Genomic DNA, 16,800 nt, shown 5'->3' on the forward strand with positions numbered 1-16,800 from the left:
GGTGGACAGCGAACTGATCGAGCTGTTAGCCGACGACAGGCCGGTCGACGTGGACGACGAAAGCGACGTAACCGAGCTATTGGTCGAGCTCAGGCCCGTGGACAGCGAGTTGATGCCGGTCGAAGTCGAGGTGGACAGCGAGCTGATCGAGCTGTTAGCCGACGACAGGCCGGTCGACGTGGACGACGAAAGCGACGTAACCGAGCTATTGGTCGAGCTGAGACCCGTCGACAGCGAGTTGATGCCCGTCGAGGTCGAGGTGGACAGCGAGCTGATCGAGCTGTTAGCCGACGACAGACCGGTCGACGTGGAAGTCGACAGCGACGCGACCGAGCTGTTGGTTGAGCTCAGGCCCGTGGACAGCGAGTTGATCCCCGTCGAGGTCGAGGTGGACAACGAGCCGATCGAACTGTTAGCCGACGACAGACCGGTCGACGTGGACGACGACAGCGACGTAACCGAGCTGTTGGTCGAGCTCAGGCCCGTGGACAGCGAATTGATGCCCGTCGAGGTCGAAGTGGAAAGCGAGCCGATTGAGCTGTTAGCCGACGAGAGTCCGGTCGACGTGGAGGTCGACAGCGACGCGACCGAGCTGTTGGTCGAGCTCAGGCCGGTGGACAGCGAGTTGATGCCCGTCGAAGTCGAGGTGGACAGCGAGCTGATCGAGCTGTTAGCCGACGAGAGTCCCGTCGACGCCGACGTCGACAGGCTGCTGATCGCGCTCGTCGTCGTGCTCATTCCGGTGCTGAGCTGGGCCACCGTGACCGCGTCCTGCGGTGCCGAGCCGTCGGCGACGTTCGTGATGCGACGCAGGGCCGTCGCGCTGCCGACCGACACTTCCGATGTCGGCGCGGCGCTGCCCGTCAGATAACCCGTTCCCGTCGGCGCTGCCGCGCCGGTCACGCTGCCGGCACCGATCGCGACGCTGGATGCGTAGTTGGCCGTGCCGCCGAGCGCGATCGCATTGGCGCCCGTTGCCGTTGCGCCATTGCCGATGGCGGATGCGCCGGAGCCGGCAGCGGTGGCGCCCGAACCGAGCGCGGTGCCATTGGTACCAGTCGACGTGACGGTCGCATTCGCGCCGATCGCAATGCCCGACGTCGTCGCGGCGTTGACGTTCGAGAACCGGCCGATCGCGATTGCGTTGGTGCCCGCAGCGATGGCGCCGCCCGTGCCCGAGCTGTTGCCGCCGCCGAGCGCGATTGAGCTGGTGCCCGATGCCGTCGCGTCGTTGCCGACCGCAGTGGCGCCGGTATTGAGCGCGGTCGAGCCGGAGCCGATGCCGATCGCGCTTGACCCGGTGGCTACGGAACGCTGGCCGAACGCCTGTGAATAGCTGCCCGATGCGGTCGCGTTCGCGCCGATCGCGATCGACGTTGCGCCGCTGGCCGTGGTCGTACTGCCCGAGTTGCCGCCGATGGCGATCGCCTGGGCGCCCGAGGCTATGACCGAGCCGCCTGCGCCGCCTGCGGAGTACTGTGCGTGCGCGACGTTGCCGACGGTCGCCCCCGCGACGAGCGCAACGGTTGCCACGGCCTTCACGACGGCCGACTTGTTCGGCTTGCCCCGTGCCGAATCGTGTTCGGATGCCGCGACCCAGGCGCCAAGAGCTTCGTTCCAGATCGAGCGGTACGTGCGGTTCATGTCCTACTACCTCCAAATAAGCACGCCACACACCGGTCTCTTTCGTTAGAGGAATCTGCCGTGCGCTCGCGCGAATCTTAAAATTGATGGGCGGAGTTTATTTGAGGCGATATTTTGAGATTGACAAACAGTGATAAATCGAAGGTTTTGGAAGTTAAAAGATGGTTAATAGATCGTGTTTTGAGATGTTGGTGTGTAAGAAAGTTGAAAATGACTGGAAGGTGGAGTGAAGGTCGCGTTCGGATGCGGTGATGGATGAAAAAAGCCATAAAAATCAAGGTAGTGACGTGGTTTTGTGTGTGGTGCCGCACATTGGTTAACCAAAAAAGTAAGACAAATGAAACGACAAACGTTTGCGGCAAACGTTTGCTTTTCTGAGTTGTAATGTCAGACGGGACGCTGGATCGTATGCATTCTAGGCTCTTGTTAATTTATTAATACGAGATTTGATGTGAATTTTTAATTGTATTTATTGGTTTGCTGGTAAATCAAAAAAACATGAGCCACGGATTGTCTGATTATGCTGGTTTGCGCATCTCATCGGCCGCGCGCGCCCGTGGGGCGGGCCTTCCCCGGCGCCGGTTTCACAAAGTTGTAAAAAAGTGCTACAGGTGCATTGGTACGGCGATTGGGATTCCAGTTCGGAATCTGTTCAATTGACGTACTTCATATGACGGGTTGGGGCAGGGGAGACGAGGTGCCAGATCGCCCGCGCCGGCCAGTTTTGCAACCGGAGTCGTTGCGATGATGTGGCGGGGCGTCCACGATGACGGCTGAAGACGCGAACGAAGGGGAGCAACGGGGAGCCGCGAGCAGGAAACCCGGATCTGCTTCACGGTGACTCGACCGTGCTGGCAAGGGGGCATTCCGCGGGAGAGAAAGACGATACGCAAGCGCGTCGGATGAGCACCGTCAGGCTGATGGGTGTCCGTTGGCTGGCGTGATGCCGCGCCCAAATCGCCGGATGCGAGCCGGGGTGTGGTTCGTTCTCGTCCGGAAGGGGGAACCGCGATGAGGATGGCAGCCGCGGCAACGCGCCCCGGTTCTGCCACCCGGTCCGGGCGGCGCAGTACATCGTCCCGGACAATGCGCCGGCGGCCGGCCTGCACCGCCGGCAACCCGCCGCCGCAGCCTTATTTCCGCATGAATCGCAGCGCGAGGCGCGCCATGCGCGGCACGAACATCGGGCGCAGCAGCCGTTTGTCGTACCCGGCCATGCGCCGGTCGTTCTCGCTGACGCACAGTTCGATCAGTTCGCGCGGATTCAGCGCATCGCCGATGTCGGCGGTGCTCGTCGCCGGAAAGTTCGCGTCGTGCGCGACGCCGTCCGCATCGATCCCGCGCGCGATGCCGATACGTTCCCGGATCAGGAATGCCCACACGGCCGCCACCCGCGCGAAGAACCACGGCCGGCGCCACCACGGCAAACTCCGCCAGTACCACGCATACCAGTTCACGAAGAACAGGATGTGCCGGCCTTCCTCCTGGATCACGGGCTCGAAGGTGTCGACGAGTTCGGGCGGGAAATAGCCGGAGCGCTGCGCGGAGCGGAACAGGCCGAACGCGAAGAAGCTGTCGATGCATTCGCTGAAGCCGGTCACCATCCACGACCACTCGGGGTCCTTCGGTGCCGGATAGGCCGGTTCGGGGGCGAGCTTGATGCCGTATGCCTGGACCAGCTTCGACAGCACGACCTTGTGCCGAGCCTCCTCGGCGCCGTCCATCTCGAGCGCCCGGCGCAGCAGCGGATCGCCGACGGTTGCGGCGAAGGTGGCGACGCGGATCGACGCGCGGCCTTCGGTCTGCACGGCGATGTCCCAGATCGGCAGCGACGTGAGCCGCTTGAGTTCGTCGGGCTTGAGCGGCGGCCAGTCGATGACGGCCGGTTTGTACGGGTTGTGCGTATCGAGCAGCATGCGGCAGAACATTTGCCTGTGCGCATCGGAACCGATCCTGACCGGACCTTGACGTTCGAAAGTCCAGTTGCGCATGGCGTGATCTGCCGCTGCATGGTCTTCCTGCAGCGTGTCGGACATGGCTGTTGTTATGCGATTACGAGACGAAAGATTCTTGCATAGCTTCCGTAATCGCGCATTTTCGAGCAGCCCTGCGCTGCCGGGTGCCGCGCTCAGGCCTGTGTATCGACCCAGAGGCGTCCCCAGCGGGACGCATACGCGAGCGCGTGTTCCTCTTCGAAGAAGAAATCGATTGCGTCGAACGATACGGCGCGCGGCGACGGGCCGCCGCTTGCCTTCTCGATCGTCAGGTTCGCGGCGAACAGCCCGTTCGGCAGCCGGGCGGCGGCGGGGGCGACTTCGTAGCCCTTGTAACGGATCGTGCGGTTCATGGCGTGCGCATGGAAGGTTCGGGCTTTCAGCGTACGAAAACCCGCGGCCCGCGTGAACCAATCTTTCGGCCAATGCAAATCACGTGGCGGGCCGGATCGTTATCGGGGTGGGGCGCCGGCATGAAGCAGGCGGCAGCGCTGCGATGCGCGCCGGACGGCCGGATGCGCGCAGCCCGCGCGCGGCGAACGTCGTCGGCCGGGCGCGGGCTGCGGGGTGGCGGGGATTACTGGTTGGCGATCTTCAGCACGGGCGCGAGCGCGTCGACCGATGCGGCATGCGTGGCCGCGCGATGCGATGCGAACGCGAGCGCGAATTCGGCTGCCTGCGAGCCGACGGTCTCGAGCTGTGCGACGACCTTCGGATCCGAGCAGCTGTCGGCGCTTTCGAAGCGCGTTTCGAGCGTGTTTACGGTGGCGCCGAACGGGGTCGGCCAGCCGCGCAGCGCGTGGACGATCGACCGCAGCGACGTCAGCACGGTGCCGGCGGCTTGCCAGCCGTAGGCCGTGACGATCAGGCCGACCGCGCGGCCGTCGAGGTACGGGCGCTCGTCGGCGCGCAGTTCCTCGAGCGTGTCGAGCGCGTTCTTCACGAGGCCGGACACGCCGCCGTGATAGCCGGGCGTCGCGATGATGATCGCGTCGGCTTCGCGCACGGTGTCGATCAGTTCTCGCTGCGCGTCGGTCAGCGTCTTGTGTTCGGGGGCGTAGTGCGGCAGCGTATGCAGGAACGGGCCGTCGAACAGGCGCGTGCGTGCGCCGGCGGCTTGCGCGCCGCGCAGCGCGAACGACAGTGCGCGCTCGGTCGACGACGCGGCCCGGGTGGTGCCGCCGATGCCGACCACGAACGGGCGGCGGTGTTGATCGAATGCAGTCAAAGGGCGCTCCTTGGGGATGGCTTGCCCGGCTAAGCACAGGCTTAAAACCAGATGGTAACGACCCCGCCGCCACTCTGAAAACGACTTTTCGTTCTATCGATATGCCAGGCACGCGGGGCGCGCGTGCGCGCGGCGACGCAGATGGATAGCAGAAATGCTTGGTTGGGACGGCGAGCCGCGCTCGATAAGATGGGCCCGTCTCCTCCATGATGTCTCTACTGACATGGGTTGGCCCCGCCGCGCGGATGCAGGCGGGGCTTTTTTTCGTCCGGCGCCGGAAAGGGGGCGCGATGCGCGGGGTTACTCGAACACCGGCCGGAAGAAGCTGCGCTCGTAGCTGACGATGCAGCGCGTTTCCTCTGCATACCGGAACGCGGCCTGGCACGCGGGATCGGCCTTCGAGCGTTCGCGATAGCGCTCGTACTCGGCGAGACTCGGGAACGAGAACATCGCGAGCGCGATGTTGCTGGCGCCCTCGGAAGGCAGGAAGTAGCCGTGGTGCGTGCCGCCGAATTGCTCGACGAGCGGAATCCACATCTTGCCGTAGGTTTCGAACTGCTCGAGTTTGTACGGATCGATGACGTAGCGAAGGAAGCAGGTGACCATGGGCGCTCGCGGTGAGGTGGAGGATCAGCGAGTCTGGAGCGCGTCGCCGGGTGTGTCAACGACGATGCGGGGCGCTCGCGCGGGGCATCGCGAGTCCGGAATCGCGCGGCATGGTGTCGGCGACGAAGTGCGTCTCACGCATTGCTTGCAGGCACAACGATCGGTGTGTTCGACCACGGGTCCGAAGGCGCCGAACGCATGAATATGCACACCGTCGCGCCATCGCCTCGCTTCGAATTCTCGTCTTTTTTACGACATTTTTTCTTGCGACGCCTCGCGGCGCGCTCCTAGACTTCGGTCATCCTGACCACGGAGCGCTGCCATGTCGATATCCCGGAACACGATCGCCGAACGTTCACCCGCCGCGCCGCCTGCCGTGCGCGCCGACCGGGTCGTCGTGCGGCGCTTCGATCCGGCAGTCGACAGCTACACGCAGCTCACCGCGCTGCTGCACCGTGCGTTCGCGCGACTCGGCGCGATGGGGCTCAACTGTACGTGTGTCGACCAGGCCGAGGAGGTCACGCGTCGCCGCGCGGAAGCGGGCGAATGTCATGTCGCGGTGTCCGGCTCTCGCGTCGTCGGCACGATGACGCTCTACGCCACCGATCCGGCGTCGCCGTGTTCGCTGTACCGTCGCGACGGCGTCGCGAGCGTGCGCCAGGTGGCCGTCGATCCCGGCTGGCAAGGCGGCGGGATCGGTGCGACGTTGCTCGCGTTTGCCGGGCAGTGGGCCGCGTTGCGCGGTTATTCGCTGCTCGCGCTCGATACGCCGCATCCCGCGTCGCATCTGCTGGCGTTCTACCGGGCCCAGGGCTTCGACGTCGTCGATATCGTGCGCTTCGCCGGCAAGCGCTATGACAGCGCGATCCTGTGCAGGCGTCCCGTCGCATGCGTCGCGCGTCGCATGTCGCCGGCATCGCGGCGGGGCGTGCGGCCTGTCGTGATGGCGCAATCATGGGCGCTTCGCGCGATCGCGGCGATCCGGGCCGACTGGCGTGCGCGTCGCGGTACGCGCTCGCCGGCGATGGGGGCGGCCGGCGCGGCCAGCTGCCGCTCGTCGCCGTGGCGTCCGCGTCCGCACGGCCGCGTCGCGGTGCGAACGGTGCAAACGGTGCAAACGGTGCAAACGGTGCAAACGGTGCGCGCGGCACCGGCCTGATTCGGTGTACCGGCGTGCCGGCGTGGTCCTACTCGTCGCGAGCAGGCGTGTCGCCGCCGCCGCGTGCGAGGCGCCATGCGATCGTGCCGAGCACGCCGACCGCGACGACCAGCGCACCCCACAGCACGTAACGGCGGGCCGCATCCGTATCGGCTGCGGGCCCGGGCGGGACCGCCGACGCCGGCAGCGCCGCACCGACGCGCGCGGGCCGCACCTCCGGCGCCATTCCGACCAGCAGCGCATCGCGGCTCACGGCCGACGACGGCAGCGACGCATTGCCGACACCGAGCGTGAACGGCGGCGTGCCGCGCGCGACGAAGGTCAGGGCGGCCGGATGCCAGCCGACCGCGACGGCCGGCTGGCCGCCGCCGAGCCCGCCGTTGCGCATGTCGACGACGATTCGCCACGCGCGATCGGGATTCGACGCAAACGCCAGCGGCGGGTTGCGCTGCTCGCCGCCCTTGCCCTGCAGCCGGAACAGCACGGCGCCGGCGACCTCGCGCCACGGCGCCTGCGCGTCGGGGCGACTCTGCAGCGTTGCGCGCGCAACCGTATTCGGTTGCGGCAGGTCGATGCGCACGCGGTCGACCGGATAGGCGCCGTCGGTATCGAACAGATACTCGCCGGGCGCGCTGCCGGCCCGCACGTGTACCGCTTCGCGCCATTGACGCGGCACGGCAGCGGAGTCCGTCGTGCGCGCATCGTGCGGTTGCGTTTCGATCTCGATCGATCCGATCGCGGGCGCGCCGTCGAGCCAGTCGAGCCGCAGGTAGCGCGGTCCCACGCCCTCGAGCGCGATGCGTTCCTGCACCAGCAGGTCGCCGCCGCGGCCGACCTTCAGCAGTTGCGTGCTGCCGAGCGAGCGCCAGCTGCGCAGGTCGTCGCTCGCTTCGACGGCGACACGGCCCTGGTAGCTGTCGTCGCTCACATGCACGAGCAGCACGTCGACCTCGCCGTCCGCATGCGACAGGTCGACGAGATCGGCCGCATGCTTCGCGCGAGCCGGTGCGGTGACGGCCGCGCGCAGCGAGCCGTCCGGCGCGACCGACACGCCGAGCGGCGCGCGACCGTCGTCGGCGCGCACGGGCGGCAGCGGGAACCAGTGTACCGGCGTGCGCGCCGGCGGCACGGCGGCCGCCGCAGGCGCATCGAGCGAATACGGCACGGGCTCGCCGGCGCCGTTGAACACGCGCACGTCGCCGAGATCGTCGCGCCGGCTGGCCGCATAGACGGCCTGCGGCACGGTGAGCTGGTAATACGCGGCGCTGCCGTCGAGATCGAGCGAGAAGCGTCGGGCGACGCGTTCCGCGCCGGGTGCGCCGTCGGCCGTCGCGAACGACGTCAGCAGGCTCAGGCCGAGCAGGGCTGCGAGTCGTTTCATGGTTGGGTGTCGCCCGGTTGGGCCGCGGCCTTCGGCGGCAGCGGCGAGAAATAGCCGATCAACAGCAGCAGGATGCCGATGCCGATGAACGACACGATGCGTTCGATGCCGGTGACGTGCGACAGGTCGAACAGGAACAGCTTGATCACCGTGAGCGCGAGGAGGGCGGCGCCGACGAACCACAGCGGACGCAAGCCGCGGCGTGTGGCCCAGATCATCGTCGCGAGCGCGCAGAGCGTCCAGTACACGGAGACCGACGCCTGCACGAGCGTCGATTCCGCCATCGCGTCGAATGCGTACGGCACGCCGGTCCAGTGATGCAGCGTGCGCAGCAGGATCGCGTTCAGCCACAGGAAGGCCGTTGCGCCGGCCGCGCCGAGCAGTTCGACGCGATAGTTGTCGAACGGCCAGCCGAGCGTGCGTGCGCGCACGAACCACGACGCGGCGAGCGCATAGACCACCACCAGCACGAGGTCGAGCGGATTGAGCAGAGGAATGCGCGCCCAGCTGCCGCCGTCCTGCGTGAAGTTCGCGTAGAAGGTCCAGGCCCACATCACGACGATCAGCGGCAGCGACGCCAGCGCGCACACGCGCGCGATGCCGTTGCGGCGCGTCAGCCACATGCCGGCGAACGCGAACAGGCTCCAGCCGACCATGAACACCTGCTGGATGCCGAACGACGACAGCACGGTGTCGATGTCGTAGGCCAGGTGGAAACGCTGATGCAGCGTGCGCAGCAGCAGCGCGTTGAACCACAGGAACACGGTCGCGAGCGCGGCGAGGTCGGCCGCCAGCGGATGCCACGTGACCCCGAGCGTCTTCAGGCGGCGCAGCCAGGTGGCGAACGCGACGAAGATCAGCAGTTGCGCGACGTCGAGCGGATTGAGCAGCGGCAGCCAGAACAGCGGCGACGCATCGCCGTCGCTCGTCACGCTGGCGATGCTCCACAGCCACAGCAGCGCGGCGAGCGGCGCGGCACCCCATACCTGATACGCGCGCGGAAACGCGGCGACCGGCCAGCGCAGGCGCGAGCCGGGGCCCGACACCAGCAGAAGCAGCGCGCCGAAACCGTAGGCCCACGCGCTCCAGCTCCACGCGCCTTCGGGGACGAACGCACGCAGGCGCCAGAAGCCCTCGAGCGAGAACAGCCCGCACAACGTCCAGAACATCAGCGTGTGCAATGGCGCGATCACGGGGGCGGGGATGGCCGCCACGGCCGACGTGCCCGTCGCGCCCGCCGCGCCCGCTGCCGGACCGGCGACCGCCGTGCCGCGCGACTGCCGCAGCAGCAGCGCATAGCATGCGATGACGGCGATCGGCCACGCGAACGCGCCCATGCCCGACAGCGGCGCCTCGTGCGAATCGAACGCGCGCAACGCGAGCAGCGCGAGCACCGGCGTCAGCGCGAGCGCCGGCCATTCGGCGATCGGCCACGCGAGCTTGCGCCGCGCGACGTGCGCGAGCCACGCGGTGCCGGCGGCGAACAGCGCGGTCGCGTCGACGACGAACCGGTCCGCATGCAGGTCGACGTGACGGCCCGCGTAGACGAGGATCTCGTGCAGTCCGCCGCTCACCCACCACAGCAGCCCCCACGCCGCGGCGGCCGCGCCGACGTCCGGCATCCACGCGTGCCACGCGCGCGCTTCGTCGCGTCCGTGCAGCCACCAGCCCGTGAACAGCCCGGCGAGCGCGATCAGCAGCATCGCGATGTATGCGCTATTGAGCACCGGCAGCGCGTTCGTGTCGGCCGGGCCGAGCAGGCTCGTGAAGAATGCGCCGGCCGCGGCGATCTGCATCAGCAGGCCGAAGCCGAACGGCGCAAGGCGCTTCTCGCGCACGCCGACCCACACGATCGCCGCGCCTTCGATCGCCCACGCGGCACTGGTCGTCGGGCCCGAGAACGCGAGCGGCACCGCGAGCGTCGCGAAGATCACCGCGAGCGCGAGCATCGCTTCGAACAGCAGCGCGAGACGATCGCGGCGCCGCGCGAGCCAGGCGGCGATCGCGACGTAGAACGCCGACAGCGCGACCGCGCTCCATGCTAGCCCGAACGGCATGTCCTTCACGAGCGACGCCTGCAGCGCGGTCGCGACGATCGGCGTGCCGAACACGAGCGTGCCGTCGACATAGTGGCGCAGCGCCAGCTCGCGTTTCACCGCGTACAGCAGCGCGATGCCGACATACATCAGGAAGAACAGGATCAGGAACGGCTCGGTGGTCGCGAACAGCGCGGGGCGGTACGCCGTCACGCCCCACGCCGAGCCGATCGTGAACGTGAACACGAAGCCGAGCAGGTTCAGCGGACGCCAGGCCTTGAACCACGCGATCGCGAAGATGCCTGCGTTCAGCAGTGCGTAGTAGCTGAACAGCGCGACATGGCTACCGTGGCCGGTCGACAGCAGCACCGGCGCGAGAAAGCCGCCCGCGCTGCCCATGAACGCGAGCGGCAGCGCGTTCTGCTTCACCGCGAGGAACGCGCTCAGCGCGCACACCGCGACCATCAGCGGGAACGCCGCGCCGACCGGCAGCAGCGTGTAGAGCTTGGTCGCGGCGAAGATCGTCAGGTACAGGATGCCGATGCCGCCGCCCTGCAGCACGAGGCCGTACGCCGCGCGGCGCGCGCGCACGCGCCAGCCGATCGCGAGCAGCGCGGCCGCGGCGAGCGCCGTGCCGGCCAGGCGGAATTCGATCGGCAGCATGTCGTTGTCGGCCGCGTACTTGAGCAGGAACGCGACGCCGAAGAACAGCACGATGATGCCGACGCGCACGACCGTGTTGCCGCCGAGCAGCCAGTCGCGCGCGGCGCGCAACGCGCGTTCGGCGATACCGGGTTCGCGGGGTTCGGGCGGGGCGGGCGGCGTGGTCGTTGCGGGCGCACTCGTCGGTGCGCCGGCGGCGGCCGGTGCGGCGCTCGTCCGCATGGCGACTGCCGGCGCGGGAGCGGGCGCGGACGTCGACGACGGCACGCCGGCGCTCGCGACCGCAGGCTGCACGGATGGTCGAGGCGGGATCGCGGCGGGCGCAGGCGTGATGGCGGAGGGAGGCGTCGACGGCACCTGCGCGGCGCTGCCGGTCGTCGCGGCACCGGCCTTCGCGCCGGCGAGCTGGCCGCGCAGCACGTCGAGCTCGCGCGTGAGCGCGTCGACCGTCGCTTCGAGGCGCGCGACGCGATCGGCGAGCGGCACGGGAGCGGGTTGCGGCGTCGCGGAAATCGCGAACGCGTCGGGGGTCGTACCGCCGTGCGTGCGCTTGCGTTGCTGCAGCGCGTAGCCGATGCAGAACCCGGCCGCCGCACCGAGCAGCGTGCCGTTGGCGGCGGAGAAATCCCCGAACAATGCGGCGATACCGCCCACGATGAAACCGATTGCGGCAAAAGCCCAATTCATCGCCTTGCTCCCTCTCTCATTTCGTTATCGTCCTTCGATCGTCGCGTGGCCCGATCGAGGCTGTTTCCGCATGGCCGGCAGGCGAACCGGCATGCGCGGACTGCCGGCGCAGCGCCATGCGCAAGGCGCGCGGCGACGTCGCGATCGGCGTGTTTGCCGGAATGTATCACAATGGCCATGGGGGATTTTCTGGGTTGCGGGCGGGTCGCGAAGCATGGCTGTCGCGCGTTCGCGGCGCCTGTTTTCGTACGACCATTCTTTTTGCCGGCGCCGGGCAGGCGAGACGGTCCGATCGGACGTGGAATTGTCGCAAAGCGACGCGCGGTTTTTGCGGGTTGTCGCAAAACGCCGCCGCTCGCGCGTCGCGCTGCTGCGCACAAGTCACGCCCGTGATGCCCGCCGGTGCTGGCTGTGCGCGTATTGCGTCGCCGCAATCGGGGGCCGCCGAGCGCCGCGCCCCGCCGGGCGGGCCTGCGGGGTGTGTCGTATTTGCGCAAGCGTTTGTCGTAATTCGTCGGCAGGTCGGGGTTTTTTCTGGCAACTATGTAGGCACGTTGAGTCACACGCGTGAGTCCCCGCTACACGAGGAGAAGGTTTCGATGGATGCCCCCAAGGTCGTAGTCGAAGGTCTGTGCAAGGTATTTGGAAGCAACCCGCAGCAGGCGCTCGACATGCTCGCCGCCGGCGCAACGAAAGACGATGTGCTCAAGCGTACCGGTCAGGTCGTCGGTGTGCACAACGTTTCGTTCGACGTGCAGGAAGGCGAAATATTCGTGCTGATGGGCCTGTCCGGCTCCGGCAAATCCACGCTGATCCGCCTCGTGAACCGGCTGGTCGATCCGAGCGCCGGCAAGGTGCTGATCGACGGGCTCGACGTCGCGTCGGCACGCCGCTCGGCGCTGACCGCGCTGCGCCGCAAGGACATGAGCATGGTGTTCCAGTCGTTCGCGCTGATGCCGCATCGCACCGTGGTGTCGAATGCCGCATTCGGCCTCGAGGTCGCGGGCGTCGGCAAGAAGGAACGCGAACGCCGTGCAATGGAAGTGCTCGAGCAGGTCGGCCTCGCACCGTTCGCGCACAAGCTGCCGTCCGAGCTGTCGGGCGGCATGCAGCAGCGCGTCGGGCTGGCCCGCGCGCTGGCCGTGAACCCGTCGCTGATGATCATGGACGAGGCGTTCTCCGCGCTCGATCCGCTCAAGCGCCGCGAAATGCAGGACGTGCTGCTGCAACTGCAGAAGGAACAGCGCCGCACGATCATGTTCGTGTCGCACGATCTGGAAGAGGCGCTGCGCATCGGCAACCGCATCGCGATCATGGAAGGCGGCCGGCTCGTGCAGGTCGGCACGCCGCAGGACATCATCGCGAACCCGGCCGACGACTACGTGCGCGCGTTCTTCGACGGCATCGACACGAGCCGCTATCTGACGGCGGGCGACCTGATGCAGACGGGCGCCGTGCCGACCATGTCGAAGTGCGATGCCGCGAACGTCGCGGCGACGCTGAACGGCAGTGCCGAATATGCGTTCGTGCTCGACGCCGCACGCAAGATCCGCGGCTTCGTCACGCGCGAGGCGATCGGTCAGGACACGCCGTCGGTGCGGCCGATCGAAAGCATCCGGCGCGATGCGTCGCTCGAACATGTCGTCGCGCGCGTCGTCGCGAGCCCGAATGCACTGCCCGTCGTCGACGACGACGGCTGCTACTGCGGCTCGGTCGACCGCGCTCTTATCCTGAAGGCCATCACGCGTTCGCGAGGCTCCCATGTCTGAAATGATTCCGCTCGGTACCTGGGTCGACCAGTCCGTTCACTACCTGCTCGATCATGACGCGGCGACGTTCGATGCGATCGGCCGCGCGATCGAGGGGCTCGCCGCCTTCGTCGAGCACAGCCTGCAGGCGATCCCGATGTGGCTGATGATGGCGATCTTCATCGGCGTCGGCTTGTGGCGCGTGGGCTGGCGCTTCGCGCTGTTCACCACCGCGTCGCTGCTGCTGATCTTCGCGACGGGCTTCTGGGACCAGACGGTCATCACGCTCGGCCTCACGCTGTCGTCGACGATCATCAGCCTCGTGCTCGGCATTCCGCTCGGCATCTGGGCCGCGAAGAGCAAGTGGGTCGCCGCGATCGTGCGTCCGATCCTCGACCTGATGCAGACGATGCCCGCGTTCGTCTACCTGATTCCGGCCGCGATGCTGTTCGGTCTCGGCCGCGTGCCGGGGATCCTGTCGACGGTGATCTTCGCGATGCCGCCGGCCGTGCGCCTGACGAGCCTCGGCATCCGTCACGTGAACCGCGAGATCGTCGAAGCCGGCCAGGCATTCGGCTGCACGCCGTGGCAGCTGCTGTACAAGGTGCAGTTCCCGAACGCGCTGCCGTCGATCATGCAGGGCGTGAACCAGACCATCATGATGGCGCTGTCGATGGTGATCATCGCATCGATGGTCGGCGCGGGCGGCCTCGGCAACGACGTGCTCGCAAGTATCCAGCGCCTCGACATCGGCCTCGGCTTCGAAAGCGGTCTGTCGGTCGTGCTGCTCGCGATCATTCTCGACCGCATCACCGAGAGCTTCGGCCGCGCGCCGGGCACCGCGAAAGCACCGCTGTTCTCGGGCCTGAAGCAGCTGTTCCGCGCGAAGGCCGCGCCCGCGCAAGCGTAAGCAACCGGCGGCCGGTTCGACTTCCGGCCGCCTCTTCCGATTCGATACCGGCTTCCGTGGCGTTTGCCACGGGGCTGGCTGCGTGCAACCTGCTCAACCGTTCGCCAGGAGCTCGATGTGACGTCCGCCGCCGCTGCCGCCGTGCCTGCCGCTCGCGTTTCACCGGTTTCGTCTCTTGCCCATTTCGGCTTCCTGACGCTGCCGCACTTCTCGATGATCGCGTTCTCGAGCGCGGTCGAAGTGCTTCGGATGGCGAACTACGTCGGGCGTGCCGATCACTACCAGTGGTCGATCTATTCGCTCGACGGCGCCCCCGTGCGGGCCAGCAACGGCATCGCGGTGCGGCCGACCCAGGCGCTCGACTACACGAACCTGCCCGACGTGATGATCGTGTGCGGCGGGATTCACATCCGCGAGGTGGTCGACGACGGCGCGCGCGACACGCTCGCGGCGCTCGCCGAACGCGGGCTGCCGCTGGGCGGCATCTGCACCGGCGCGTATGCGCTGATGTCGGGTGGCCTGCTCGACGGCTATCGCTGCACCGTGCACTGGGAGAACCTGTCCGCGCTGCATGCGGAGTTTCCGCAGGTGGGGTTCGCCGACGAGCTGTTCGTCGTCGATCGCGACCGGCTCACCTGCACCGGCGGCACCGCGCCGCTCGACCTGATGCTGAATCTCGTCGGCATGCGTTTCGGCCAGCAGCTCGCCGCGCAGGTGTCCGAGCAGTTCATCCTCGAACGCATCCGCAGCTCGACCGATACGCAGCCGATCCCCGTCGATGCGCGCGTCGGCTTCTCGCGCGCGGAACTGATCGAGGTCGTGCGGCTGATGGAAGCGAACATCGAGGAGCCGCTGTCGCTCGAGGAACTCGCGCGGCTCGTGCGGCTGTCGCAGCGTCACCTGCAGCGGATGTTCAAGGTGTACCTGAACGTGTCGCCCACTCACTATTACCTGACGCTGCGGCTGAAACGCGCGCGCGACCTGCTGCGCACGACGGATGCGTCGATCGCGCGCGTGACGACGACGTGCGGATTCCATTCGCCGTGTCACTTCAGCAAGGCGTATCGCGCGCAGTTCGGTCACGCGCCGAGCTACGAGCGACGGTTGCCGGGGCGCTGACGCCACCCGCGCGAACCATTCGGTCCGCGACGCCGCCGGGATCGCGGCGCGCGGCTTCAACCATCGATCCCGCCCCCATGAAAAACGACGTCACTTTGAGGAGAAGACAGATGAAGCGCCAATTGATCGCAGCGGTATGCGGGATCGGGATGGCCGCGCCGATGTCGGCGGTTTATGCGGCTGACGCGCCCGTGTGCAAGAACGTGCGCTTCGCGGACGTCGGCTGGACCGACATCGCGGCCACCACCGGCCTTGCTGCGACGATGCTGCAGGGGCTCGGCTACGCGCCGACCAAGACGATCGCGTCGGTGCCGATCACGTTTGCGGGCATCAAGAGCAAGCAGATCGACGTGTTCCTCGGCTACTGGTCGCCGACGATGGACCCGATCATCCAGCCGTTCACGAAGGCCGGCACGATCAAGGTGCTCGCCACGCCCAACCTGACCGGCGCGAAATATACGCTCGCGGTGCCCGACTACGTGTACCAGGGCGGCCTGAAGTCGTTCGCCGACATCCAGAAGTACGCCGACAAGCTCAATGGCAAGATCTACGGGATCGAACCGGGCAACGACGGCAACCTGCTGATCAAGAAGATGATCGACGGCAACCAGTTCGGCCTCGGCAAGTTCAAGATGGTCGAGTCGAGCGAGGCCGGGATGCTGGTCGAGGTGAACCGCGCGATCCGCGACAAGCAGTGGATCGTGTTCCTCGGCTGGGAACCGCATCCGATGAACGTGCAGATGAAGATCGACTACCTGAGCGGCGGCGACGACGTGTTCGGCCCGAACTACGGCGAGGCGAAGGTGCTGACGGCCACGCCGCCGGACTACGCGCAGCGTTGCCCGAACGTCGCGAAGTTCGTGTCGAACCTGCAGTTCACGACGTCGATCGAGAACCACGTGATGTTGCCGATCATGAACAAGGAAGACCCGAACAAGGCCGCCGCCGAGTGGCTGAAGGCGAATCCGCAGGCGCTCGACAAGTGGCTGGCCGGCGTGACGACGCTCGACGGCAAGCCGGGCCTGCCGGCGGTGAAGGCGTATCTCGGCGTGCATTGAGCGTCGACGTGATCGGCGGGCTCGCCGAAGGCGGCGCGCCGGCGTGATGAAACGCGGCCCTCCCGTATCGTGCGGGCGGGCCGCGTTGCTTTTGGGGTTGCGCGTCGATCGGCGCGAAGCCGGCCCGCGAACACCCCGTCACGATTCCTTCGTCGCCGCCGGCACGTCGAACACGCGATCGAACGCCCACTGGAACACGAACGCGTAGCAGAAGAAGAACGCGAACAGCCCGATGTCGACGACGAACGCGTCGAACCACGAGATGTCGAGCCACCACGATACGACCGGCACGAGGATGAAGATGAGCCCGCCCTCGAAACCGGTCGCATGCAGGATCCGTCGCGCGAGCGTGCGCGCGGGTTGCCGGCGCGACGCTTCCCAGCGCTCGAACAGCGCGTTGAAGATCATGTTCCACAGCAGCGCGATCGCCGACATCGTCGCGGACAGCGCGCCCGAATACACCAGACCCTGCTTGAAGAGCGCCGCGATCGCGGGCGAGATGCAGGAAATGGCGATCGCTTCGTAGAGCACCGCCTGCGTGATCCTGCGCGGTAGGCCTTGCACGTT

General features: G+C 67.2%; 12 protein-coding genes and 2 pseudogenes. 6 read left to right on the forward strand and 8 right to left on the reverse strand.

From position 1 onward, the window contains the following. Positions 1 to 871 (forward strand): hypothetical protein (locus U4012_RS35990; RefSeq protein ID WP_415750408.1); only part of this gene is annotated, 871 nt, incomplete at its 5' end. 107 nt (positions 872 to 978) lie between these two features. On the opposite strand, the pseudogene U4012_RS35995 reads toward U4012_RS35990, so the two are convergent. The 5 genes and pseudogenes from U4012_RS35995 to U4012_RS26650 form a co-directional block, all read right to left on the reverse strand. After that, positions 979 to 1,644: pseudogene (locus U4012_RS35995) on the reverse strand (ESPR-type extended signal peptide-containing protein); the annotation flags it as partial. Between the two features lie 1,133 nt (positions 1,645 to 2,777). Further along, positions 2,778 to 3,680 (reverse strand): ferritin-like domain-containing protein, encoded by a 903-nt coding sequence (locus U4012_RS26635; protein ID WP_124485089.1) that lies wholly within the window; start codon positions 3,678 to 3,680, stop codon positions 2,778 to 2,780. 92 nt (positions 3,681 to 3,772) lie between these two features. After that, positions 3,773 to 3,991: a hypothetical protein gene (locus U4012_RS26640; protein ID WP_006749916.1), complete on the reverse strand. Its 219-nt coding sequence runs from the start codon at positions 3,989 to 3,991 to the stop codon at positions 3,773 to 3,775. 224 nt (positions 3,992 to 4,215) lie between these two features. Next, the gene (locus U4012_RS26645; protein ID WP_044844444.1) at positions 4,216 to 4,866 is read right to left on the reverse strand and encodes an NADPH-dependent FMN reductase; all 651 of its coding nucleotides are present in this window, start codon (positions 4,864 to 4,866) and stop codon (positions 4,216 to 4,218) included. A 300-nt stretch (positions 4,867 to 5,166) separates the two neighbouring features. Continuing rightward, a complete protein-coding gene (locus tag U4012_RS26650) occupies positions 5,167 to 5,472 on the reverse strand; it encodes an NIPSNAP family protein (RefSeq protein WP_124485090.1) in 306 nt (101 codons plus the stop codon). Between the two features lie 322 nt (positions 5,473 to 5,794). Here U4012_RS26650 and U4012_RS26655 point away from each other — a divergent pair, with 322 nt between their 5' ends. After that, the gene (locus tag U4012_RS26655) at positions 5,795 to 6,631 is read left to right on the forward strand and encodes a GNAT family N-acetyltransferase (RefSeq protein WP_321802208.1); all 837 of its coding nucleotides are present in this window, start codon (positions 5,795 to 5,797) and stop codon (positions 6,629 to 6,631) included. Between the two features lie 28 nt (positions 6,632 to 6,659). Here the strand turns inward: U4012_RS26655 and U4012_RS26660 are convergent, their stop codons facing one another. Together U4012_RS26660 and U4012_RS26665 are read right to left on the reverse strand one after the other, a co-directional pair. Continuing rightward, entirely contained in the window at positions 6,660 to 8,012 is a 1,353-nt protein-coding gene (locus U4012_RS26660; protein ID WP_321802209.1) for a DUF3999 domain-containing protein, read from the reverse strand. Beyond that, the gene (locus U4012_RS26665) at positions 8,009 to 11,398 is read right to left on the reverse strand and encodes a DUF2339 domain-containing protein (protein ID WP_321802210.1); all 3,390 of its coding nucleotides are present in this window, start codon (positions 11,396 to 11,398) and stop codon (positions 8,009 to 8,011) included. Before U4012_RS26665 ends, U4012_RS26660 begins: the two co-directional genes overlap by 4 nt. A gap of 442 nt (positions 11,399 to 11,840) precedes the next feature. Here U4012_RS26665 and U4012_RS26670 point away from each other — a divergent pair. The 4 genes and pseudogenes from U4012_RS26670 to U4012_RS26685 all read left to right on the forward strand — a co-directional run. Continuing rightward, positions 11,841 to 13,167, forward strand: a pseudogene (locus U4012_RS26670) (quaternary amine ABC transporter ATP-binding protein); the annotation flags it as partial. Beyond that, the gene (gene choW / locus U4012_RS26675; protein WP_044844439.1) at positions 13,160 to 14,056 is read left to right on the forward strand and encodes a choline ABC transporter permease subunit; all 897 of its coding nucleotides are present in this window, start codon (positions 13,160 to 13,162) and stop codon (positions 14,054 to 14,056) included. The pseudogene U4012_RS26670 and the gene choW, both read left to right, overlap by 8 nt. Before the next feature lie 117 nt (positions 14,057 to 14,173). Beyond that, on the forward strand, positions 14,174 to 15,175 hold the full coding sequence (locus U4012_RS26680) for a GlxA family transcriptional regulator (RefSeq protein ID WP_044844438.1): 1,002 nt from the start codon (positions 14,174 to 14,176) through the stop codon (positions 15,173 to 15,175). Between the two features lie 110 nt (positions 15,176 to 15,285). Next, a complete protein-coding gene (locus tag U4012_RS26685) occupies positions 15,286 to 16,233 on the forward strand; it encodes a choline ABC transporter substrate-binding protein (protein WP_044844437.1) in 948 nt (315 codons plus the stop codon). Between the two features lie 138 nt (positions 16,234 to 16,371). Here U4012_RS26685 and U4012_RS26690 read toward each other — a convergent pair whose 3' ends face one another. After that, a complete protein-coding gene (locus U4012_RS26690) occupies positions 16,372 to 16,797 on the reverse strand; it encodes a PACE efflux transporter (protein WP_124485095.1) in 426 nt (141 codons plus the stop codon). Between the last annotated feature and the right edge of the window lie 3 nt (positions 16,798 to 16,800).

Origin of the sequence: Burkholderia sp. BCC1988 (assembly GCF_905339895.1) — a bacterium.
GTDB lineage: Bacteria > Pseudomonadota > Gammaproteobacteria > Burkholderiales > Burkholderiaceae > Burkholderia.